Source organism: Sorangium sp. So ce385, assembly GCF_051474135.1.
In the GTDB taxonomy this organism is placed as follows: Bacteria; Myxococcota_A; Polyangia; order Polyangiales; family Polyangiaceae; genus Sorangium; species Sorangium cellulosum_D.
Genome location: NZ_CP150337.1, coordinates 8,197,250 through 8,219,215, shown reverse-complemented (window position 1 = coordinate 8,219,215; position 21,966 = coordinate 8,197,250). Strand labels below are relative to the sequence as shown.

14 protein-coding genes and 2 pseudogenes are annotated in these 21,966 nt (G+C 68.0%); 4 read left to right on the top strand and 12 right to left on the bottom strand.

Annotated features, from left to right (window positions below; all coding sequences use genetic code 11):
• Positions 1-103 precede the first annotated feature (103 nt).
• On the bottom strand, positions 104-334 hold the full coding sequence (tnpA, locus tag WME83_RS29895; protein WP_437313110.1) for an IS66 family insertion sequence element accessory protein TnpA: 231 nt from the start codon (positions 332-334) through the stop codon (positions 104-106).
• Between the two features lie 411 nt (positions 335-745).
• Between tnpA and ltrA the strand changes: the two genes are divergently transcribed.
• Positions 746-2,239, top strand: coding sequence for a group II intron reverse transcriptase/maturase (ltrA, locus tag WME83_RS29890; protein ID WP_437313109.1), 1,494 nt, complete (start codon positions 746-748; stop codon positions 2,237-2,239).
• Between the two features lie 354 nt (positions 2,240-2,593).
• Here ltrA and WME83_RS29885 read toward each other — a convergent pair whose 3' ends face one another.
• Together WME83_RS29885 and WME83_RS29880 are read right to left on the bottom strand one after the other, a co-directional pair.
• Positions 2,594-2,980 carry a hypothetical protein gene (locus WME83_RS29885; protein ID WP_437313108.1) on the bottom strand — a complete coding sequence of 129 codons (387 nt, stop codon included), beginning with the start codon at positions 2,978-2,980 and terminating at the stop codon, positions 2,594-2,596.
• Positions 2,981-3,214: 234 nt separating this feature from the next.
• Entirely contained in the window at positions 3,215-3,460 is a 246-nt protein-coding gene (locus WME83_RS29880; protein ID WP_437313107.1) for a hypothetical protein, read from the bottom strand.
• 899 nt (positions 3,461-4,359) lie between these two features.
• Here WME83_RS29880 and istA (WME83_RS29875) point away from each other — a divergent pair.
• Positions 4,360-5,892, top strand: a pseudogene (gene istA, locus WME83_RS29875) (IS21 family transposase); the annotation flags it as partial.
• Positions 5,893-6,246: 354 nt separating this feature from the next.
• Here istA (WME83_RS29875) and istB read toward each other — a convergent pair.
• Positions 6,247-7,023: an IS21-like element helper ATPase IstB gene (gene istB, locus WME83_RS29870; RefSeq protein WP_437313106.1), complete on the bottom strand. Its 777-nt coding sequence runs from the start codon at positions 7,021-7,023 to the stop codon at positions 6,247-6,249.
• Positions 7,010-8,617, bottom strand: a complete 1,608-nt coding sequence (gene istA / locus WME83_RS29865; protein ID WP_437313105.1) for an IS21 family transposase — start codon at positions 8,615-8,617, stop codon at positions 7,010-7,012. Before istA (WME83_RS29865) ends, istB begins: the two co-directional genes overlap by 14 nt.
• Positions 8,618-9,035: 418 nt before the next feature.
• Here istA (WME83_RS29865) and WME83_RS29860 point away from each other — a divergent pair.
• Positions 9,036-9,583, top strand: a pseudogene (locus WME83_RS29860) (ATP-binding protein).
• A 169-nt stretch (positions 9,584-9,752) separates the two neighbouring features.
• On the opposite strand, the gene WME83_RS29855 reads toward WME83_RS29860, so the two are convergent.
• The 3 genes from WME83_RS29855 to WME83_RS29845 form a co-directional block, all read right to left on the bottom strand.
• Positions 9,753-9,941 carry a hypothetical protein gene (locus WME83_RS29855; RefSeq protein WP_437313104.1) on the bottom strand — a complete coding sequence of 63 codons (189 nt, stop codon included), beginning with the start codon at positions 9,939-9,941 and terminating at the stop codon, positions 9,753-9,755.
• A 706-nt stretch (positions 9,942-10,647) separates the two neighbouring features.
• Positions 10,648-11,175: a lasso peptide biosynthesis protein gene (locus WME83_RS29850; protein ID WP_437322061.1), complete on the bottom strand. Its 528-nt coding sequence runs from the start codon at positions 11,173-11,175 to the stop codon at positions 10,648-10,650.
• Positions 11,176-11,897: 722 nt separating this feature from the next.
• Positions 11,898-13,250 carry an EVE domain-containing protein gene (locus WME83_RS29845; RefSeq protein ID WP_437313103.1) on the bottom strand — a complete coding sequence of 451 codons (1,353 nt, stop codon included), beginning with the start codon at positions 13,248-13,250 and terminating at the stop codon, positions 11,898-11,900.
• Positions 13,251-13,411: 161 nt separating this feature from the next.
• Here WME83_RS29845 and WME83_RS29840 point away from each other — a divergent pair, with 161 nt between their 5' ends.
• Entirely contained in the window at positions 13,412-14,227 is an 816-nt protein-coding gene (locus WME83_RS29840) for an HNH endonuclease (RefSeq protein WP_437313102.1), read from the top strand.
• A 904-nt stretch (positions 14,228-15,131) separates the two neighbouring features.
• On the opposite strand, the gene WME83_RS29835 is transcribed toward WME83_RS29840, so the two are convergent.
• From WME83_RS29835 to WME83_RS29820, 4 genes are all read right to left on the bottom strand, one after another.
• Entirely contained in the window at positions 15,132-16,937 is a 1,806-nt protein-coding gene (locus WME83_RS29835) for a S8 family serine peptidase (RefSeq protein WP_437313101.1), read from the bottom strand.
• A 391-nt stretch (positions 16,938-17,328) separates the two neighbouring features.
• Positions 17,329-19,944 carry a CHAT domain-containing protein gene (locus WME83_RS29830; RefSeq protein ID WP_437313100.1) on the bottom strand — a complete coding sequence of 872 codons (2,616 nt, stop codon included), beginning with the start codon at positions 19,942-19,944 and terminating at the stop codon, positions 17,329-17,331.
• Between the two features lie 185 nt (positions 19,945-20,129).
• Positions 20,130-21,002, bottom strand: coding sequence for a hypothetical protein (locus WME83_RS29825; protein ID WP_437313099.1), 873 nt, complete (start codon positions 21,000-21,002; stop codon positions 20,130-20,132).
• A complete protein-coding gene (locus WME83_RS29820) occupies positions 20,999-21,643 on the bottom strand; it encodes an RNA polymerase sigma factor (RefSeq protein ID WP_437313098.1) in 645 nt (214 codons plus the stop codon). The genes WME83_RS29825 and WME83_RS29820 overlap by 4 nt, the downstream gene beginning before the upstream one ends.
• Positions 21,644-21,966: the final 323 nt, after the last annotated feature.

Here is a 21,966-nt window from a genome sequence, read left to right as displayed (position 1 = left end):
CCTCGCCGGTGAACTTCACCGGCACCCGGCGTGCTCTTCACCGGCATCGGGCGCGGATTTCACCGGTGAACTTCACCCAAATGCCGCGGGTTGCCGCGATCATCTACACCACGTGCACCGGCAGGAAGCGCGGTGCCTCCGCCAACGGCGACGGCGAGGGCTGCAAGGGCCGGTCAGCGCGCAGCTTCCAACGCCACCAGTACAGCTGCTTCGGCTTGTAACCCTCGCGCCGCGCGAACTTCTCCGCACTCAGCCCGCTCTTCTCCCATCGCTCCACCCGCTCGGCCCACTCCGCCCTCGTCGCCATCGCTTCCTCCGACGTCGCGATGGGCACGGGTAACCGGCGCCGCACGGACCGTCACGATGACCTTGGCCGGGCGCTTAGTGCGCCGGGATAAACCGGCAGGAAGAAGAGGATGGAAAAGCCTTACATCGAAGGAGTAGCGACCCACGATGGCCCCGAGTCATGCGTCGGCGCCCGCGAGGGCGACGGCGAAGCGTTGACAGGGGTACGCATGGGCAGGGTATTGAGCCGCGAAATCAAGCAGTTCGGGATGCCGACGCTGTTAAGCGAAGCGGAAGGCAACACGACGGGCGCCGTGATCGCGAGGCGCTGGTCGGTCCCGCGCGGTCGGAGACCCCTCGCACGTGCGGAATCTTCCTGCGCGAGAACCGGGAGATCCTCTGGCTGCCCGTCGCGGATGGTGCGGCGGGCCGCATCGGGAAGGCCGGAGGCCAGAAGCCGATGATGGACGGCCAGGGGAAGTCGGACGGGCCCGTAGTACCTGCGAAGCCGCCGAACAACGCCGGGCGACCGGCCGCGGAGGTGGTGGAGGGAAGGGGCCCGACCGAGGGGAACACGGACCAGCAAAACGCGCCCCGGACGCAGTGCCGGACAAGCCCGCCACGTGCGCTGGATCGTGTACGTCAAGCAGCAGCAAGGGACAGAAATGCAAGGTTCACGGCGCTCTTCCACCACGTCACGCTAGACCGGCTCTGCGACGCCTTCCTCTCGCTGGAGAAGAGGGCGGCTGCCGGCGTCGACGGCGTGACATGGGTGCAGTACCGGGCCAGGCTCGAAGAGAACCTTCGGGACTTGCACGAGCGGCTGCACCGGGGGGCGTACCGAGCGAAGCCCTCTCGCCGGGTGTTCATCCCGAAACCGGACGGTCGGCAACGGCCGCTCGGGATCGCGTCGCTGGAGGACAAAATCGTCCAGCGCGCGGTGGTCGAGGTCATGAACTCTGTCTACGAGGTGGACTTCCTCGGCTTCTCGTACGGCTTCCGGCCCGGCCGCAGCCCGCATCACGGCCTGGATGCGTTCGCGACGGGACTCGTGCGAAGGAAGGTGAACTGGGTACTCGATGCCGACATCCGTGATTTCTTTGGAACCATCGACCACGGTTGGTTGGAAAAGTTTATCGAGCACCGAATCGCGGATCGCAGGATCCTGCGGCTCATTCGCAAGTGGCTAAGCGCTGGGGTTCTGCAGGATGGGACGTGGACGTCGAGCGAAGAGGGGACGCCACAGGGAGCAACCGTATCGCCCCTATTGGCAAACGTCTACTTGCACTACGTCTTCGACCTCTGGGTCCAGCAGTGGAGGTGTCGGCATGCGAAAGGCGAGATGATCGTCGTGCGCTACGCCGATGACTTCCTCGTGGGATTCCAGTTGGAGTCGGACGCCACTCGGTTCCTCGTCGAACTCCGCGAGCGATTGCGGAAGTTCGCGTTGGAACTGCACCCCGACAAGACGCGCGTGCTCCGGTTCGGGCGGTTCGCCGCCGACAACCGGGCGCGTTACGGCGAGGCGAAGCCGGAGACCTTCGATTTCCTCGGATTCACGCACATCAGCGCGAAGCGACGGAACGGGGGCTTCCTGCTGAGGAGGCGAACGGCGTCGAAACGGATGCGGGCGAAACTGCACGCCATTGGCGTCGAGTTGCAGCGCCGCCGGCATCAGTCGGTCCCAGAACAGGGGGCATGGATCGGCGCGGTGGTACGCGGCTATTTCGCGTACCACGCCGTGCCGACCAACGTCGATCGGCTTGACGCGTTTCGCACCGAGGTCACCCGCATCTGGCTCCGCGCACTTCGGCGCCGAGGTCAACGTGATCGGACGGACTGGGCGCGAATGCACAAGCTTGCCGACCGATGGATCCCCCGCGCCCGCGTCCTGCATCCCTGGCCCGAGAAGCGCTTCGACGTCCGTACCCGAGGTAAGAGCCCAGTGCGTTAGCAGCGCTCGCTGGGATCTGTGCGGGGGGCGGCCCGAGTCGGCCAGCATGGCGACGAAGAGCCGTCCCTACCGCAACCGTCCCGTTGGCGCCGCCTCCGTCCGTGTTCGCGAACTACATGAAGACGCTGCTGCCCGTGGAGCGGTTGGTGATCTCCATGGTCATGTTGTTCGGGCTGAGCGCGCTGCTGTTGGGGTAGTTCGCGCCGATGAAGTAGCGCATGCGCCCGCTGGGCAGAGTCCTGCACAGGGCCATCTTGTTTCGAAGTGGAGCATGGAGAACCGCGGCAAAGCCGTGCCGCTCGCGCATGAGCCATTCCGAACAGCGCCTTGGCGCTCGGCGACTCAACTCAATTTCTAATTAACGTCGCCTGCTCTGATGTGTCTACGCTCGCTGCATGTGCGCTCGATAATGCGACCTGTGCCAGCCTCGCCAAGGCAAGCTCTGATGTGGATGCGCGCGCTTTCGGGCTTGCTGAAATTCCTATGACTATTTACGCCGTAGCCACTAGCCCATAGATAAGACATGTACGCATCGCCGTCCCACCAATATTCGGCTACGGCAGAGTGACCGTCAGACGCTTGATCAAACACATACAGGTGTTCTCCCTTTCGAAGAAATCGGGCTGAACCGCCTCCACCTGCGACGAAGAGGTCCACGGCTGCCAGCGCCGATGCAGAGACTGTAATTCCCGCAACAAGCGCGGCAAAAAATACCTTCAGATGTTTGGTTTTTGTACCCATGCCCACTTATAGCACACCACTCGGCCGTGTGGTCTACATAACACTTCCGAGCTTGCCTATGGTGCCCACAGCGCGCCCACGCCGCCGCTGGACGCGGTGAGGTCCAGCGCAGCCCAGCCTGTGCCCTCCACCGCGCGGCCCACGCCGCCGGGTGGACGGCGCTGAGGCCGGCCTGACGAGGACGAGCCACTCTCCGCGGCGCCGCTGAGCGCATCCACGCTGCCGCTGGCGGGCTCAGGCGGTCGCCTTACCGAGCTCGGAGCCGCTGGCGTCCAGGGCGACGGCGTCGAGTTCGGGAGCGCGCCGGCTGCCCTGGTGGTCGGGACCGAGCTGGCCGAGCAGGGCATGGACGAGGCATCGAGCAGGGCGGCTCAGTCGTGACTGCGTGGAAGGTCGCTCGGCGGACGGGTCGACGAGGCTGGTGCGCGATAACGCCTTCGTTACCACGCACCAGTCACCGTCGATGGCGTCGAGCGACATGGCGCCCGGAGCAGACAGGCCGGTCGCGGCTTCGAGGCTCTCGAGAGCGGAGCGACGCGAGGTCGGGTGAACGCTGACGGAGCGCGCCGGTACCATATACACGCCGCTTGAAGGCTTGATCGCGGCCGCGGGGCTGCTCGTCAGCCGATCGGTTGACGATGCGCCCCGTAGCGCGCTCGGCGCCGCCCGGACCACGCTCTTTCGACCCAGGACCGAGCCATCACGACGCTCGCGGTCCCACCCTTTCGGTTTGCTGCGCTACACTTCCTAACGCTGCGATCCGGCTTGATTTGCCTACGCGCTGCGTGGAACATCGCGCTCGAGGCGTCGGGCAGACGCCGCCCCGCTCGTCAGGGTTTCTCGACGGCAGCAGCGGAACAGGCTCGCCGGTGCGCGACGCTCGCGCCGTCACACGCCTGATAGCCGTCGGTTCGTCCCGCGTATCCACGCTGTTCGGGATGGACGCGCGAGCCGCCGGCGCTCCGGGCCCTTGCGGCGTCACCGCCTCGCAGCATGCTTTCCACGCGACAGGCCCCAGGCGCTCGTCGCGCTCTCCAGCGAGCGGCCTCGGCAAGACGGACACGATGGGTCCCCTCCGCTGATGCCGGGTCATGGCGGGTCCGGGACGGCGTGACCCCCCGGAAGGGCTTATTGCGTATTCCGGGCCGACGTGACGGCCGATTCCGACCGCACGTGACGGCCCGTTCCGACGGGACGTGACGGGGCGTTCCGGGCCACCCGACGGGCGGTTCCGACACACCCGACGGCTCGTTCCGACGCACGTGACGGGCCGTTCCGAGGGACGTGACGGACCGTTCCGACGGGGGTGACGGCCCACAGGCGGCGCTCGCGGTCGCAGCCTCATCGCGTACATGGGCGCGATGTCGGAGCGGCTATCGATGCGGAAAGTTCGAGAGATTTTGAGGCTCAAGTTCGAGTGCAAGCGCAGCCGAGCGGAGATTGCGGCGGCGGCCTGCGTCGGCGAGAGCACGGTCAGCGGCTACCTGGCGCGCGCGGAGAGGGCGGGGCTGACGTGGGAGGTCGCCCGAGAGATGACCGAGGCTGAGATCGAGTCGCGGCTGTTCCGCGACGTCGGCCGCAACGAGCCGCCCGCGCGCGTGCCGATCGACTTCTCCTGGGTGCACCGCGAGCTGTCGAAGCCGTGCGTCACGCTGCAGACGCTCTGGCTCGAGTACCGCGAAGCGAGCGCGGCACAGGCTCCGCTGAAGCCCTACGAGTACAGCCGGTTCTGCGACCTGTACGCAGGCTGGAAGAAGAAGCTCGGCGTCGTGATGCGTCAGGTTCACCGCGCCGGCGAGAAGGTCTTCATCGACTACTCGGGAAGGAAGCCGCACCTCGTTGATCGGACAACCGGCGAGCTGATCGAGGTCGAGCTGTTCGTCGCGGTGCTCGGCGCGAGCAACTACACGTACGCCGAGGCGACGCGCTCGCAGAAGCTCGCCGACTTCGTCGGGGCGACGGTGCGGATGTTCGAGTACTTCGGTGGCGTGCCCGAGGTGCTCGTCCCGGACCAGCTCCGCAGCGCGGTCTCCGGGCCGGATCGGTACGAGCCGGACATCAACCCGACCTACCTTGAGATGGCGCGGCACTACGGCGTGACGGTCATCCCGGCTCGGCCCCGGAAGCCGCGCGACAAGGCGAAGGTCGAGGGCGGCGTGCTCATCGCGCAGCGCTGGATCCTCGCCTCGCTCCGGCACCGGACCTTCTTCAGCCTCGCCGAGCTCAACGACGCGATCGCGTCGCTGCTGGAGCGGCTCAACGCGCGGCCATTTCAGCGGCTCGACGGCTGCCGGCGCACGGCGTTCGAGACCATCGACAAGCCCGTGATGCGGCCGCTGCCGGCGCGGCGGTACGAGCTCGCCGACTGGAAGCACGCCAAGGTCAACATCGACTACTGCGTCTGCTACGACGACCGGCTCTACAGCGTGCCGTACACGCTGGTCGGTGCGCGCGTCGAGATCCGAGCGACGGCCTCGGTCGTGGAGCTGTTCCACGACGGCGTGCGCGTCGCGTCGCACGCGCGCAGCTACGGCCGGAAGGGGTCGGCCGTGATCGTCGACGAGCATCGCCCCAGAGCCCATCGCGACTACGGCAAGTGGCCGCCGGAGCGCGTGGTGGCGTGGGCCGAGACGATCGGCGCAAACGTTGGCGAGCTCGCGCGTGCTGTCATGCGCCACCGCACCCACCCGGAGACGGGCTACCGGACGTGCCTGGGTGTGATCCGGCTCGCGGACAAGTACGGTCGCGAGCGCGTCGACGCTGCGTGCGCGCGTGCGCTCCGCATCGGCAGCCCCACCGCCAAGAGCGTGACCGCGATCCTGAGGAACGGCCTCGACCGCGCGCCGCTGGTCGAGCCGCCGCCCCGGGGGGCGCTGGCGCACGAGAACATCCGCGGTGCTGAGTACTTCGACAAGGAGGAGAGGAGTGATCTTGGAAGAGACGATTCAGAAGCTGGTCGAGATGAAGCTGAACGCGATGGCGGCGATGTTGAGAGAGAGGGCGGCTGCGCCGTCGACGGAGCCGCTCTCCACTGAGGAGGTGATCGGGCTGCTCGTCGACCGCGAGTGGACGGAGCGTGAGAACAAGCGACTCCATCGCCTGCTGAAGGATGCGCGGGTGCCGGGTGTCATAGCTCGGCCTCATGGATCGCGCCTGGGTCGGCCAAGCGGATCCTGTGATCGCGAGCGCCGCCAGCACCGCGATCAGGACCCGGGCGATCGACGCTTGGGGTCGGCCAAGCGGATCCTGCCACCCGCTCGACGTGCTCATGTCTTGCTCTCCTTCGATGCCTCCGCCGCCCGGCGTCGCCGGCCCGGGGGAGGGTTGCGGTACGAATCGCCCTCGAGGACGAGGACGTGGGCGTCGTGGAGCAGCCGGTCCATGGCAGCGCTGGCGAGCAGCGGGTCGCCGAACAGTCCACCGAACTCCTCCACGGCGCGATTGGACGTCAGGATCATCGCCCCGCGCTGGTAACGCAGCCGGATGACCTCGTAGACATCGGCCGCCTCTTCGACCGTCAGCGAGCGGAGACCGAGGTCGTCGACGATGAGCAGGTCGACCCCCACGAGTCGCGCTAGCCGGCGGTCGTGGCTGCCGTCGGCGCGGCCGGCGCGCAGCTGCTTGAGCATGTCGCCGGCGCCCGCGTACAGCACCTGGTAGCCCGCGCGACAGGCGCGGTGACCGAGCGCCTGAGCGATGTGCGACTTGCCGACCCCCGCCTGGCCGACCAGCAGCACGTTCTGCCGGCGTTCGACGAAGGAGCAGGTCGCCAGGTCGATCACCTTCGCCTTCGGCACCCTCGGATTGAACTGGAAGTCGAAGTCCTCCAGCGTCTTGAGGCTGTCGAAGCCCGCTCGGCGGATGCGCTGATCGAACTGCCGCCCGTCACGGCGATCGACCTCGTCGCACAGCAGCCGCACGAGGAACTCCTCGTGCGAGAGCTGCTCGTCGACGGCTTGCCGCACGCGTACCTCCAGCGACTGCAGTACGCCCGACAGCCGCAGCTTCTTGAGCACCGGCACGAGCTCGTCAGTGAGGCCCATGGTCCCCTCCTGTCGACGACAGCCGCGAGGCCGCGAGCAGCCGGAGGTCGCGCGCGAACCGCGGAGGCGCCTCCGCCCACGCCGCCGGCGCAGCGCTCTGCGGGCTCGGCTCGAAGTCGAGACCGCGCCGGAGGATGTCGCGAACACCCTGGTAGCTGAGGTTGCCGTAATGGCTCGCTCGGCGACACGCGGCCTGCGCGCGCTCCTTGGGGAACTTCTCCAGGTGCGTGACGATCGCCTGCACCTTGCGCAGCTGCGAGAGCACGTCGTCGGCGTCGAACACCTCGCGGACGAACCTGCCCACGTCCTGGCCCATCTGGTCGGCGCGCTGCTCCCAGTAGGCGCGGCTCCGGTGCCGCAGCGCCGCGCGCTCCTCGGGCAGGTGCCGATCGAGCGTGCTGCGCAGGCCGGCGCCGCGCCGATCGTGCCGTGCCACGGCCTCGTCGTCGGCATACACCACCACGCTCGACGGCGTCGCGCGCAGCCACACCTCGCGTTCCACCAGCCGCCAGGGCACCGAGTACAGCCTTCCTCCGAGCTCGACGTGGCAGTCGCGATGCACCCGCGCCCGCTTCCAGGTCACCAGCTCGTACGGGCGCAGCGGCAGCGGCTGAAGCCGGCTCTTCTCCTCGGCCTCGAACACCTCGAGCGGCCTTCGCTTCGTGGTGCCGTGCTGCCGTGTGCCCGCGATCTCGACGATCCATCGACCGAGCGCCGCGCGTACCTCGCCCACGTCCTGCCCCTCGCGACCCGCCAGGGCGTTGCGCTTGACGTACTTCACACTCGCCTCGACCTTGCCCTTCTTCTGCGGCGCTCGCGGCGGCGTCGGGTCCACGGTGAAGCCGTAGTGCCTCGCGAGCTCGCGGTAGCTGCGGCTCAACCCCGAGTCCTCGTCCACGCCGAACGCGGCCCGCACCACCGCCGCCTTGAGGTTATCCGGTACCATCGTCGACGGCACCCCGCCGAAGGCGCGGAACGCTTCCTCGTGCAGCCGCAGCCATGTCTCGGTCTTCTGGTCGAACACGATCTGCGCGAACAGATGCCGGCTGTAGCCGAGCACCATCACGAACACCCACGCCCTGCGCAGGCTCTTGGTCTCAGGGTCCCACAGCCGCCCCGCGTACCCGAAGTCGACCTGCGCGACGTGCCCGGGATCGGTCTCCACAACGATGGCGATGTCCTGGGGCCTGATCCCTTGCTCCCTCTGGAGCGTCGCGACCATGCGCTTGACCGCGGAGCGGCTGCCGCTGAAGTCGCGCTCTTCGAGCCGCAGCCGGTCGTAGATCGCTGCCGGCTTGAGCCCTTCCTCGACGCGCGCCGCGATGTACGCTCGCCACCGCTCCACGCTCGACTGCTGCTGCGGCGCCACCTTCGGCGGCACGTGCTTCTTTACCGCTTCCTTCAGCTCCTCGAGCGCGGGGATCTCCTCCGCGCTGCCTTCGAGCAGGCCAGCCTGCGACAGCGCCGTGCGATACCGCCTCTCGGTGTTGGGCCCCATCCCCAGCAGCCGCGCTACTTCCCGGCAGTCCTCGCCCCTGCGGTGCAGGCGCACGAGCTCCTGCAGCCTGTGCATCTCCGTCCTCCTCGCGCTCATCCCGGCCTCCTCGAAGCCGGGAGCCATGCCCGGCCCTATCAGGCTCGGGTGTACATGCCTCATCGCTGTCTGACGCCCGAGAACCGGCACTTCCGCCGTCTCAGCCGTGATCCACTTGGCCGACCCGGTCGCGATCCGCTTGGCCGACCCGGTCGCGATCCGCTTGGCCGACCCGGCTACGATCCACTTCGCCGATCCCGCTCCTACGATCGCCGTCTCCGACAGTGCGTGTGACGCATTCCGGAAACTCGACCCAATTTCTCTCCCTCCGAGGGCCCTCCCTGCGGTCAGGCGCCTACCTATCGCGATCCGCTTGGCCGACCCGACACCGATCCACTTGGCCGGCCCGAGGCCGATCCGTTTCGCCATCCCGGTCGCGATCCAATAGGCCGGTCCCTGACAGCCGGGGGGCGCGTGCATGGAGGACTTCTCCTGCGAGGCGGGGCGCGGCGTGGACAGGCCCTTCGCCCGGGTGCTGGGCTCCTGCCAGTGGGTCCGCGCGAAGCAGAACGTGATCGTGCTGGGAGCGACCGGAGCCGGGAAGAGCTTTCTCGGCGGCGCGCTGGCGCAGGCCGCCTGCAGGCAGGGCTTCCGCGCCCTCGTTATCCGCACCCCGCGCCTGCTCCAGCAGCTCGCGGTCGCGCGTGCCGACGGCACCTACGCGAACGCCCTCGCGCGCCTCGCCAAGGTCGCCGTGCTGGTCCTCGACGACTTCCTGCTCGCGCCCATGACCGATGTCGAGAGGCGCGATCTGCTCGAGGTCTCGAGGATAGATATGACAGGTCGTCAACGGTGATCACTTCGCAGATCCCGACGAAAAGTTGGCATCAAGCCATCGGAGAGGCGAGTATCGCCGACGCGATCTGTGACCGTGTCGTCCACAACGCGCACCTGGTGACGCTCCGCGGCGGGTCGATGCGGAAGAAGAAGGCGGTGGCTCCCGAGGTGACCGAGACGAAGACCTGACCGCGCTCGTCGCTGCGCTCCGGTCCACGTTACGCCGGACTGGGCCGTCGCGTTGCTCCGGAACGAGCCGTCACGTCCGTCGGAATACGCAGCCGAGCTCTGCGAGTTCCTTGCGAAGATCCTGCAAAGCGAGATCGCGCAGGTCCTCTTTGTCGCTCAGCCGCTTCAACTATTGATCTATTTCCCGCATCCTGCTCATCAATTCATCCTTGTCGATGCGGCCGTGCTTCAGGTCCTCAGAGAGTTGCTTGGCCTCGTTGCAAAGCGCCTCTCGCTTATGGTCCGCTGCGAACCCCTCGTTGAGATTTTCTCCAATCTCGGCCTGGATCGCTTGGCGGGTTCTTTTTCCTTCAGCCATGCCCCGCCTATACGCCCGCCTGCGTCCCGCATCCAGCCCCTCCGCCATGACGCAGTTGTGTGGTGCATTGCGTTGGGCGCGCCGGACCTGAGGCTTACCGCCGAATGGGTCAGGGTGGGTGCAAGCGGAAGAGCTCGCGGAAGAAGTGCGGGCCGACGGTTTCTTCCGTATAGCCCTCCTCCGGGCCTTCCGCAAGCTCGTCGGCCGTTCGGCATGCCATCTCGGAGGCACCCTGCGCAGTCGAGGGGGCCCCGAGTTCGCCTCGCGGGCGGACCTTTCCCGCCTTGGCGGGAGTGTCATAGCTCGCCAGCGCGCCAGTTTTGCTGCGTCCGCGGTGCTCGCTACGCAGCGGTCGAGGTCAAGTTCGACCAGCTCGTCTAGGGTGTAGAGGATCCGGCCGACGCCCGCGATGTCGGTCGCGGTCAGCTCCAGGCCCGGCAGCAGCGACCATGTGAACGAGAAGAAGTCAGTGCTCGGGTCCTCCATGCCCGGACCAAGCTACCGCAGTCGAGCCCGCGGAGCTCGGCGCCGTCGGGTCGAGCTGGCGGAGTTCGGCGCCTCTGGGGTGAGTTCGCGGGGCTCGGGGTCGCCAGGCTACCCGGGTTATAGACGTGCGTCAGCGCGGCGCGCCTTGGTGTCGCAGCGGAAGACGCCCGCTACGTGATCCGGCCGGCGCGGCGCCAGGATGCGGCGGACGGCGCGATCATCACGGCTGCCGAAGCGTCCACGGGGAGTTCGCGTGTGCAGTTCTGAGACCTGTCCGCGAGAGAGTTAACCCGATTTGGGAACCTACTTCTACAATACGGTCCCAGGGCCAGTCAGGTATCGGGGCTCGATCGGCCCACGAACCTACGGTTCCCGTTGCAATCATAGATGTATCTCGATCTAGCGCCGGCCCGGATACGCCGTACTCAATGCGAGTGGGATTACGGGATCCGATCTCGATGCCGTACACGACGGCTGGGCACCTGTACTCGAGACGGTGAAGGTTCGGGCGGGCGATTGCGATGTCGAAAGGGCGACCGTCAACTTCTATCCACGAATGCGTGAACGCAAGCCGGGGACTGCGCGCCCATCCCGCATTGAGGGTGGCATCGACTCCAACCTCCTTAAGAAGGACGTACGCCATCATCGAGAGCAGGTGGCAGCCGCCGTCCACCTCCCAAATGCTCATAAAGCGGCAGAGTTCGCGGAAGACGTTGGCCGTCACATTGCGGTGCTGGTGATCCTGCATCGCCCACTCGATCGTCTCGGCGGCCGCATGGGCGAGTGATTCCGGCGTAGTCGTTCCAGAGCTCGGCGGGTCGAGCTTCCATGCGCGGTCTTGACGCCTTTTTGCTTTCTTCCCCGTGGGCACGAATGGCATATGTTCCGACCTGGCAGTTGACTGTTAGCTAGCGTATTGCTAATTATGGCTTAGGTTGGTCCTGGTGTCATCGCTGCGGCCTCGGACGGCAACGCTACCACTTCTCGGCCCGCCGAGTCAGCTCGTGCGATGGGTCTCCCTCGTGCCTCGAGGGCGCGAAGAACGGGGACCATAGCGACGCCCGGTGCCTTCCGCGGTCTTCTTTTGTAAGTTTTTTACAAAATTGATGCTCCCGATCGTGGCCGCGGAGCTCGGCGTCCGCAGATCGAATTCGGTGAGCTCGGCACCTGCCGGTTGAACTGGCGGAGCGCGGCGCCCCCAGGTGGAGCATGCGGAACTCGGCGCCGGGTCGAAGCTCACCGAGATCGAGGCTTCCAGGTAGAGCATGCGGACCTTAGCACCCCTCTGGTTGAGGTGGCGGAGCGGCCCCCCCAGGTGGAGCATGTGGTAGCTCATGAGGAACCCGGCGCCCCCGATCGAGTTCGCGAAGCTCGACGCTCCCCAGGTCGAGATCGCGTGCTTTGCGAGCCTCAAAGTCGGGCTATGTACCTCTGATCTGCCGGCGCATCCCTCGCTCAGGCGTCACATCGTCAACGGCTGGCGACACTCCGCTCAAGGATCGCGTTGGTGAACTCTTCGGGCCACACGAGCTGGACCCCGAGGACCCGACACATCTCGAGCCAGTTCGGATCCCGTGGCATCCGCTCGGCCACGAGGACAGGCGCTACCGTCCTCCCTCTAGCCCTGAGCAGGTGCGCGTACCAAAGCACTTGCCCGAGCCCGAGCCTGAGCTGCCTTTCCTCGTTCGCGTCTGTGATGCTCTTGACCTCCGCGACGAAGGTCGTTGAGCCCATCTCCCAGGCGAGGTCATACTCAGGCTCATCAAGGGAGGGCGAGCGAGGCTCGATTCCATGCTTTCGAAGGAAATCGGCGAGCGCGTTCTGCGTCTTCGCGTGCCCATGGCTGCCACGTTCGATCTTCTCGAAGTTCACCTCCTCGGCGGGCGCGCGAAGGGTGAGGACCTCGGTCTCATTGGCGGAGCGGTACGTCGAGCCAAGCTGCGCGTGGCCAGGACGGGGAGCCTGCTGAGGCCATCCGCCGGCTGCCGCCACCACGGCCTCCCACTGCTCGGGGGTGACGTTGAAGACCGTGCCGCCGCGTGCGCGGGCGACCGAAAGGTCCGAGAGCAGATTCTCATGCTCGTCCAACCAGAGTGGAAGGCGCGGCGGGATGACGTACCGAATGCGAACACGCTCCTCGACTTCACCGAATCCGGGGGGCGTCAACCAGTAGGGGTTCTCATGATCCGGCATGCCACGCGGGCCCTCCACGATCTGGCCGAAGCCAATGATGCCCCGCCGGCCACTGCGACCTCTCCCCCGCCAAACCAGCACGCGGTCGCCGACCTTCATCGGGCGGCCTGCCGTCGTCCAGGTATCGATCTCGCGCTCCCGGACGGCAGCCTCGACGCGGTACGTGTCAGGGCTTGCGAACAGTGCCCAGTAGCGGTTGCCCGCTGAGCTGTCGAGGCCGGCGATGCTGGCGAGCAAGCTGCACATCGCCGCTGCCACCTGGTGCCGCTCAAGGAGAGCGGCGTCAAAGATGGGCTCCTTCGCCCAGTCGGGGTGCCCGATCGCCGCGGCCAGTTCATCAAGGACGCTCTGCTCCCCGCCGAGGATGTTGCGGAGGATTGCGACGTAAACCTGAACATGCCTACTGGCCCACCCGCTCACGAGGTCGCCAGCAGAGCTCCCACCCTGGCGGACAATGAACCGCGGTTCGGGATCGCCCTTCCCCCACACGATGTCGAGAGCGCCAGCCAGCGACACCGCCTCGTCGAACAAGAGGCGGAGGCCTGTAGCGCCGGTTGCCGACCGGGCTTCCGCCTCCGAGAAGAAGGTCTGCTCATCCCACGGCTCCCCGGACTTCCGCTCACCTCGCATGGGCCGAGCGTACCCTGAGCCGAGGTCCAGACGAACCTGATTGCGACTCGAACCACGATCGGCGAGGCTATTCATCGCGTCCGACCATGGAGGAGAGCCTAGAGATCCGCGAAGCGGCGATCCGACACTGCCGGCAGCTCAGCTTGCGGTGGGGCGATGCGGTGCCCTCAGCGGAGCTGGCGCGCGGGTTTCCATACAAAGGAGCCTGGATCAAGCTCGTCGGGCCCCAGGGGGTGTTCAAGCCGAAGGAGCTGACCGACGGCCCGCTGACGCTGCTCTCCACGCTCGCGTCTTCGTACGAGGACGAGCACCTGGAGGGAGACGAGGTGCTCTACGACTACGCGCCGCGAAGCCGCGAGTACGAGAACGACGGGCTCAAGCGCATCGCCGCGTCCGGACGGAACGTCATCCTCCTGAAGCAGGTGAAGGCGAAGCCGCGCCCCGAGTACATGATCGTCGCGCCGGTCGCGATGCTCGAGTTCAACGACGCGACCCGCAAGGTGCGGCTGAGCTTGGTCGGTGCGCAGGCTGAGGCCGCCGGCATCCCGGCACCGATTCCCGCACCGTTCTCGAAGGCGTACACCGAGACGATAGTCAAGGCTCGGCTTCACCAGGCCCATTTCCGCCGGCAGACCCTCGCCGCCTACCAGGAGCGATGCTGCATCTGCGAGCTGCGAGAGCGCCCTCTGCTCGACGCGGCGCACATCGTCCCGGACCGGCTCCCGGAGGGCGTACCGACGATCCGGAACGGCCTCGCCAGGTGCCCGACCCACCATCGGGCGTACGACCAGGCAATCCTGCTCGTCACTGAGGGCTACCGGGTCGAGGTCCGCGGTGACCGGCTCGCGCATAGGGACAGCGACGCGACCCGGCGGATGCTCCTCGACTTCGATGGCCGGCCGCTCTGGCTTCCGAAGGCGGAGGAACTGCGGCCGGACCCGGAGGTGCTTCGAAAGAAGATCGAGCTAACGGCCTAGCGTCAGCTCGGAACAGGTCGGCACGGCGCTGAGGCCACCACGCGGGCAGCGGTTGACGGGGAGTGCGGAAGTGCTCCTCGCGTCGCCAGGGTGGTTCGTCGTGCAGGGTGAGGCGCTCGTTGCGTGTGCGAGCGTTTGTTGAGATAGTGCGCCGCATCACCATGGAAGCGATAGGCGTGGGGGTGCGGGGTGCTGTCTTGCTGCTGCTTGGTATCATGCCGGTGGCGGGCCCGGGTTGCGCCAGTCTAGAGGTCGACGGCGACAGCGCCGCGCAAGACCACACGCGCCCCACACAGCGCTCCTCGCTCCCCACCCTAGTACTACCTCACACGCGATCGCGAGACCGAGCTCACACGAGAGGCCGAGTCCCTCGGCAGCGATAGGCTCCTGTTCTTTCCCGGCAAGCTCGCGCGACCGGTCATGTGGTCGAGCGGGATCCTGCTCGCTGCGGAGCGCGACGCGGCGGATCTCGTATGCGCTTCCTTCGTCAACGCCGAGCCGCCGCTCACGCGCGACGAACTCTTATGGGCTCCGCGATAAGATCGAGTTCCTGCGCGCTGCGCAGTCGCGGAGGCGGGCGACGCAGCAGAGCCGGCGCAAGGCAGCGACGAGCTGCGAGCAGCCTGCCGCCGAGGCAGCCCGGCACTGGCAAGTGCTGCTGCGCTTGTTCGACCTCGGCTTCAGGAACAACTCCGCAGCTTCATGTGTAAGGCGCCGTCCGACGAGTGTCGCGAGCGACACCTCGTTCGGGTCCTGCACGTCGCTGCCGTTCGCGTGACAATGGACCGCCGCGCCTGTGGGGCGAACTCGTCTGACGGGACGGCGTCACGGTGCGGCGTTTCACGGGAGACCGCAGCCCGAGCTCCGCGGGCCGGGCGAAGCCTGGTCGAAGAGGTAGTAGAGATCACTGGTAGACGAACGGAATCGACTCCTCCGTCGAGCCGGCCTGCCCCTTGTTGTTCGTCACCGTCCAGGAGAGCTTGGCCTCTACGACGTATTTTTGCCCGTTCGGGGTGTAGCTCAGCGGGAGACCGTTGAAGGAAAATCTATTGTTCGGGGGCGTCCGAGACATTTCTATATTGATGGCCGGATACAGCGTGTCCACGGACTGATCGCTGTACCTGACGAGCAGCACCATATTCGAGAGCGTTCCACCCTGGTAAGCCGGATTGATGGACACCACGATGCTCTTCGACATTATCTTGAGATAGCACGCGAACCCGCAACCCGGGTCGTTCGGATGCGGGTGGACCCACGGAGCGGCGGCGATGCTGGGAAGATTTTTATTCGGAAACGGCGGTTTTAGGCTGCCGCTCGCGTTAACATGGATTGATTTATGGAATAAATCATCTATCATATTCTGCACATTTGGGCCCGGCGCCGGAACCTGGAAGTCCGCTGTGGACGGCGAACATGCAAGCATCATTTCCTTGGCGGAGGCTAACGACAATGCCCTGCCGACGGCCCTGCACAAGTTGACCTCGCGCAGCCACTCGGTATACGCGGGGGCCGCGAGCAGATCCGTGTCCGTCAACTTCATGTTCATTCCGCTCTCGTAGATCATTTGCATGACCTGCAAGGGTGTGTGCTGGGGCAGGTGGGACCACACGGCGGCGGCGGTGCCGCTCACGACGGCGGTGGCGACGGACGTGCCTGTTAGCGCCACGGGGAGCTCGTTCGGGGCGCCAGCGACGCCCTGGACCGCGGGTGCTGCGAGGCGGCTCAGGCTCCCAGGCCGGGTCGCGTCAATGGGCATGTGCGCGCGGTTCGTGCCGCCGATCGCGAAGACGAGAGAATTGCCGAGCTCGCCGTTCGCGGACGGCGGAAAAATGGGAGGCGGGGTATGGCTGCCGGCGGGCTCCGTGGGGGGAGACTCGTGATCGGAGAGGAAATCCCTGCATTCTCTCGTGGTCGGGGCGGCCAGGCTCTGCCAGGCGGCGGGGTACGTCGGCCCGTAGTGGAAGGACCCGCCGCGAGGGTGGTTGCCGGCGGCGGCGAGGATCAACGCCTTGTGGCAGGATGCATAGCGGAGTGCGCTCAGCACCGCGTTCTCCGGGGCTGGAACTGGCTTTGTGGGATCGGCACCGAGGACGGCTCCCGTACTCTGCGGCTGCCACCCCACGCTCAGGTTGATGACGAGGTTAGACTTCTCGTCGGCTCTCTGCTGCCACTTCGCGACGGCCCGGTAAATGGCCTCGGCGAGCTCGACCGGAGTCCCGAAATACCCCCCCTTCGGTTTGGTGACCTCGTTCGTGATGTGCGGAAGCGCGAGCGTCGTGATGACGTTGGTTCTGCACTCGTTCCGTATCTTGTCCGGGACGGCCTTGCCTGGGCAGGACACGCTGCGCGCTATCTCTGCCATTGTGTATCCGTGCTCGCTCGTCCCGCGCTCGACGTTGTACCGGTGGCCGTCGGGAGACGTGTCGGGGACAGCTATGTAGACCGCCGTCTTCCCGGTCGGCAGCGGACGCAGCGCGCCGACCTGTTCAAGAAACAAGTCCCGCTGCCACGTGCGGAACGCCTGGTTGGTCGCCTCCCAGTCGGCGAGCGGACCCACGGTGACGCAGTCCTCAGACAGCCGTGGCGTTGAGGCGCGGAGCGCATTGACCTCGGCCACAGTCGGGCCCGCAGCCGGCCCCGCCCAGGTGACCAGCACGAAGGGCGAGAGGATCGAAGGCACGGCGCTAATGCCGAGGATAACATCAAACACCGGACGTTGTGTCCAATGCCCGCCACCAGGTAAGGCGAGGCGGGATGAGCTGGTCACGTCGGCGACCCAGCGCCTCCCGGTGCAGCCCGGGGCGCTCTTTACCGTGTATGGCTCGCTGGCGCTCGGTCCCGGTGGGGGAGGGGGAAGCCCGCGAGGCTGGCACGCCGACAGGATCAGGACGGTGATGCCGAGAACAGCGTATAGACGTATGGAAGAAAATATCGGATCAGCGAGGTGCTGTGAGCTGGAGAGAGCCATGGTTCGCCTCGGGAGAATTAAGGGGCAGGAGGATCGGAGCGTTCGGGTATACGAGGCGAGCGCGCTCGATCGGACATGCGATGACGAAAATCGCTCCGCGCCGGCGGGCACGCCGGCCTGGCGCTCGTCGGGCTCAACGTACGAGCGTGCGGAAGCTCGCCCAGTCCACGCCGGGCCTTGTGTCGTGCAGGGCGAGCTGGACGGCGCGCAGCGAGGCGGGGATGTCGTCGAGGAACCCCTCCGACGAGCGGGGTTGCGTGTCCGCCGCGTCCCCAGCATAGAGCGCCCCGATCACCCGCGCGGCGAGCGCGTCGTCGACCGGTCTGGCCGTGGCCACCACCACGCCGGCACCAGCCGCCGCGAACGCCTGTGCCAGGCCGAGCCCGCCCGCCCGGGCGGCGTCGGCCGTGCGCGCCGTCTCGCAGCCCGACAGCACGACCCGCGCTGGCGCGTGCGCGAGCGCCAGGATGTCGCCCACCGTCAGCCGCCCACCGGCCGCGAGCGGGAGCGCGCTCTCCCAGCCGTCCCGCCCCTCGAACACGCCGTGGCCCGCGTAGTGGAGGATCGCGACCTCCGGCTGCTCGATCGCGCCGCGGACCGCATCGTGCGTCGCAGCCGGGCCCTCCAGAAGCGCGACGCGCAACCCGCGCCGCTCCAGCAGGAACGCCACAGCGCGCGCCTCGGCGCGCGCTGCCGGGAGATCGCCCCCGGGGTCCCCGACCACGACGGCGCACTCGGCCGAGGCGGGCGCCGCGGTACGCGCGGGCAGGTCGAGCCCATACACTACGGGCGCGTGCGCCACGAGCGGCCGCCCCTCCCACGGCAGCGCATGCAAATCCAGGCGGTCCAGTGCGCCGTACGCCGCGATACGCAGCCGGCCGGCGCGGACAATGTCGGCATGGAACGGCCCGAACATCTGGTCGGCGAGGCGGTCCGGCGCGGCGCCCGGGTCCACCTCGCCGAGCGGACGCGCGGCCACGCCGCTGGCGGTAACGGCGAAGCCGACCCAGCCATGGCGGACCGGGTGATAGACAAGCTGCAGCTCCCCATCGCCCGGCCGAGGCAGATCCGCAGCGGCGATCGCCGGGGCCATGCTCTGCCCTGCGAGCGCCAGCGCCGCGTCGAGCGCCACGCGCAGCCGCGCGTGCTCCGCGGTGCGCTCGGCCGCGGTCGCCTCGCGGCGATCCTGGGTGAGGCGCCAGTCGCTCGCCATGGCCTCGTCGAGCGCCGCGCGCGCGCGTCGGTATTCGGCAACCGCCGCCTCCCAGCGCGCACGCGCCTCTGGGGAGAGCGCGCCGATGCGATTGGTCCAGTCGAGGTCGGCGAGCAGACGTGCGCGGCTCTTCCGTGCGACCCGGGCCGCCTCCTCCGCCGCGGTCGGATCGCGGCGTGCCTGGCGCACCAAGAAGTCCACGTGCAGCCGAGCGGCCTGTTCGTGCCGGCCGAGGAATGTGTCCCGCCCTTCACCTAGGGGTACGGCCCGGCTCCACGCTTCGAGCAGCACCTCGACCTCCGCGAAGGCCGCGCGGGCCGCGGCGGCGCGGCCGAGCATGTCCAGCGCCTCTGCGCGCCGGAGCGCCCCCTCGAAGCGGGCTTCCAGGAACGCACCGCGCTCCCCGCGGTCTTCGACCTGATCGAACCAGGCGAGCGCTTGCGCCGGCCGGTGCTCGGCGATCGCGATGCGCCCTTCGAGCAGCAGCCGCCACACCTCAACGAGCGGGCTGGGCGACGGGTTCTCACGGCGGGCATCGTCGAGGCGGCGGCGTGCCTCCTCGGCGTGCCCGCGGTCGAGCGCCGCGTAGGCGAGGTTGACGAGCAGGTTCGCGCGATCGACCGGCTCGGAGCACGGGACGCGCGAAAGATGGAGCGCCTCCTCGAGCATGGGCGTGGGATCGGGGAGCGCGGCTTCGCCGCCGTCGTTGTCCATGTGCGCGCGCACGTCCGCCGCGCGCAGGGCGAGCCAGCCGGCGTTATTCAGAAGGCGCGCCCGCTGGCACGGATTGGCGCCTACCGGGAGCCTTGCTTCGGCCTCACGCATCAGCGCCACCGCCTCGGCGTGCCGGCCGAGGATCCCGAGCGCGACGGACCACTGCTGGAGCGCTTGCTGTTGGAAGTCCTCCACCCCGAGCTGCACTGTGCGCTCCGCCGCCTCGCGGAAGAGCCCAAGGGCGGCCCGCAGGTCGCCGCCTTCAACTGCGACCAGCCCGCGGAAATAAGGCGCGACAGCGGCTCCCTCCGGGTACCCGACCGCGAGCGGCGCAAGCGCGTCGAGTCCCTGCCTCGCTTCCCCGAGCTGCCGATCCACGTACAGGCGGATGAATGTCAGCAGGAACCGGTCCTGGAACTCGTCGGACACGCGTCCCTCGGCGCGGTCGCGCACGATCGCTGCCGCGAGGAGCTCCGCCGCGCGGGCCGGCTCCCCTCTGACCCGCACGACCCGCGCGAGCTTGCGCTCCGCCTGCGCGCGCACGTCGGGGCGCTCGTCCTCGAGTAGCGCCGCGAGCCGCGCCGTGGCCTCGTCGAACCGCCCTGCCTGGCGCAGCTCCTCGGCTTCCTCTAACGCAGGCACAGCTGTCGAGGTGGCCACCGCGAGGCGGAACGACGCCGCGGCGGCGCCCAGCGTGGCCGTCACCGTCACCGCGTCGGCCGCACCGGCGACCTCGACGCGAGCCAGCACGCCCCCATTGACTGCGGTTCCCCCCAGGGCGCGCGCTGGCCCTCCGGCGGCCACCTCGAGCGCGGCGTCCATCGGGGCTTGAATCCAGAAGCGCAGGACGCGGTCCTTCGGAAGGTCGCAGATCGGCCCGGCGCGCACCGCCGCGCACCCGGCGAACTCGACGTAGAGCGGTGGCGGCGGCGCGGCGGCGGATCCCTCTCGCGCCCGACTGCAACCGAGCGACAAGAGCGCCAGCGCGATGAAGCAGTGCGCCCTCGTCATGGAGCTCGCGCCGGCTCCTCCTTCAGGACGACCGTCGCCCTCAGGACCTGCAAGTCCTCCGGCGCGCCCTGCGCTGCGGCAGGATCGGCGGGCAGCGCGTCCGGCCGCCCAACCGCGAGGACGACCTCCCACGGCCCGTCAGGCAGCCCCGGGAAGAGCGCCTCGCGCGTCCCTGCGATGCGCACCACCCCGTCGGCCGTGATCTCGACGGGCGGGCGCCACGTCTCCCGTCGCCCACCCTGCACGAGGACTCCCCGGACTGCGACTGGGCCGCGGACCGGCGTTGCTGGCCGCAGGACCAGCTCGACCAGGGAGCCCGGGCCGATACGGGGGGCGGCAGGTGCGCCCGGCGCACCGCGCGCATTCCGCTCCCCGCCTGCGATCGACAGCGTGTACCCAGGGAAAGGCGGCCCCGCTGCTGGCCGGAACAGGAGAAGCGCGGCCGCCGCAGTGGCGAGCAATCCCGTGGATGCCATGGCGACGAGCGCGCGCCTCCGCGCGCGCAGGGGCGCGATGACCGTCTTGGGCTGCGGTGCAGTTGAGGCAGCGGACGTCGCAACCTGGGCGGCGGCCGGCGAGAGAGAGGGCACCGCCGCTGTGGGCGCTGCGCCGCTAGTCGCCGCCGGCGTTGCCTCCATGGCCGTCATGACCTGCGCCTCGAAGGCGTCGCGTTCAGACTCATCGAACGGCCGGAACGCCTCGAGCGCGGCCCGGGCAGCGGTGGATCGCCCGGCCTGAGCCCTCAGCTCCACCTCGTCGTCGGCGGACAGCTCTCGCTCGGCGAGCGCATCCCACCGCGGATCCGCAGTCAAATCCTGCTCGCGTGCGGTCCGCGCGAGGGCTGCGAGCCAGGCTTCCCCGTCCTTCACGTTCGTTCCTCGAGGGTAGGAGGCCTGAACGGCGTTTGCGACAAGACTTCCTGCGCCACTTTCATGACGAGCCGTCCGAGGCGGCCCCGCCACGCGTAGATGGCATCGGCGCTCTTCCCAGTCACAGCGCACACCTCCTCAATCGACCGCTCCTCGACGATGAGCAAGTGAAACAGTTCGAGCCCGTGGTCGGTGAGTTGCCTCCGGACCGTCTCCAGGATGCGCGTAGCCATCTCTTTCGAAGCGATCAGGTGCTCGGGGCCGACGGCATGGTCGGCACTCTCCTCGAGGTCTTCCGGGGCTACGGCCTCCTCGGTCCAGGGGCTCTTTCGGCGGCTGCGCAGGACGGTGCCGACCTCGCGTTCCGCGATCAGCCCGATGAAGTTCCTGAGCGACAGCCCGCGCTCCGGGTCCCACTGGCGCAATACGCGCCCCTCCTCTGCAAAAAGCACGACAAATACGTGCTGGGTCAGGTCCTTGACCTCCTCCCGCACGTCGCGCGACTGCGCGCACCCGCGTCGGAGTAAGGCACGCGCGACGCGGCGCTGGATGACCGGCGAGAGCTCGTCGATCAGAACGCGAACGGCGTGCCGGTCCTTCGCAACCGCCTTCTCTATTAGAGCGCGAGAGAGCTCGATCACAAGCCAACCCTTGGAGGTAGCCTAGCATACACCTTTCGACCAACGGCGTCTATAGAAACGATCCACGTGGGCTGGCCGTGCGGCTCGGGCCGGTCTTCCTCGAAGAGGACCCCAGCGAACCCACGCGTTGGCGACCCGTACGTGCCAAACGGCTTGACGAAATCCTGCGACCACCATCACTGGCTGGGCACTTGCGACTCGCGCCGCAGACGACTCCGGGCGCGGGGCGGCATTGCTCCGGTGCCCCGTGGACGAGCGTCGATGCTTGGCGGGTGGGAAGACGGGCGCTCAGCGGGTCAGCCCCCTGGCACCAGGTCGTGGCG

What these genes read in the sequence shown, in the direction of transcription:
- ltrA (WP_437313109.1), top strand. Translation starts at nt 746, where the DNA reads ATGATGGACGGCCAGGGGAAGTCGGACGGGCCCGTAGTACCTGCGAAG.
- WME83_RS29885 (WP_437313108.1), bottom strand. Translation starts at nt 2,980, where the DNA reads ATGGGTACAAAAACCAAACATCTGAAGGTATTTTTTGCCGCGCTTGTT.
- WME83_RS29880 (WP_437313107.1), bottom strand. Translation starts at nt 3,460, where the DNA reads ATGTCGCTCGACGCCATCGACGGTGACTGGTGCGTGGTAACGAAGGCG.
- istB (WP_437313106.1), bottom strand. Translation starts at nt 7,023, where the DNA reads ATGGGCCTCACTGACGAGCTCGTGCCGGTGCTCAAGAAGCTGCGGCTG.
- istA (WP_437313105.1), bottom strand. Translation starts at nt 8,617, where the DNA reads ATGAGCGCGAGGAGGACGGAGATGCACAGGCTGCAGGAGCTCGTGCGC.
- WME83_RS29855 (WP_437313104.1), bottom strand. Translation starts at nt 9,941, where the DNA reads ATGGCTGAAGGAAAAAGAACCCGCCAAGCGATCCAGGCCGAGATTGGA.
- WME83_RS29850 (WP_437322061.1), bottom strand. Translation starts at nt 11,175, where the DNA reads ATGCAGGATCACCAGCACCGCAATGTGACGGCCAACGTCTTCCGCGAA.
- WME83_RS29845 (WP_437313103.1), bottom strand. Translation starts at nt 13,250, where the DNA reads ATGCGAGGTGAGCGGAAGTCCGGGGAGCCGTGGGATGAGCAGACCTTC.
- WME83_RS29830 (WP_437313100.1), bottom strand. Translation starts at nt 19,944, where the DNA reads ATGGACGCCGCGCTCGAGGTGGCCGCCGGAGGGCCAGCGCGCGCCCTG.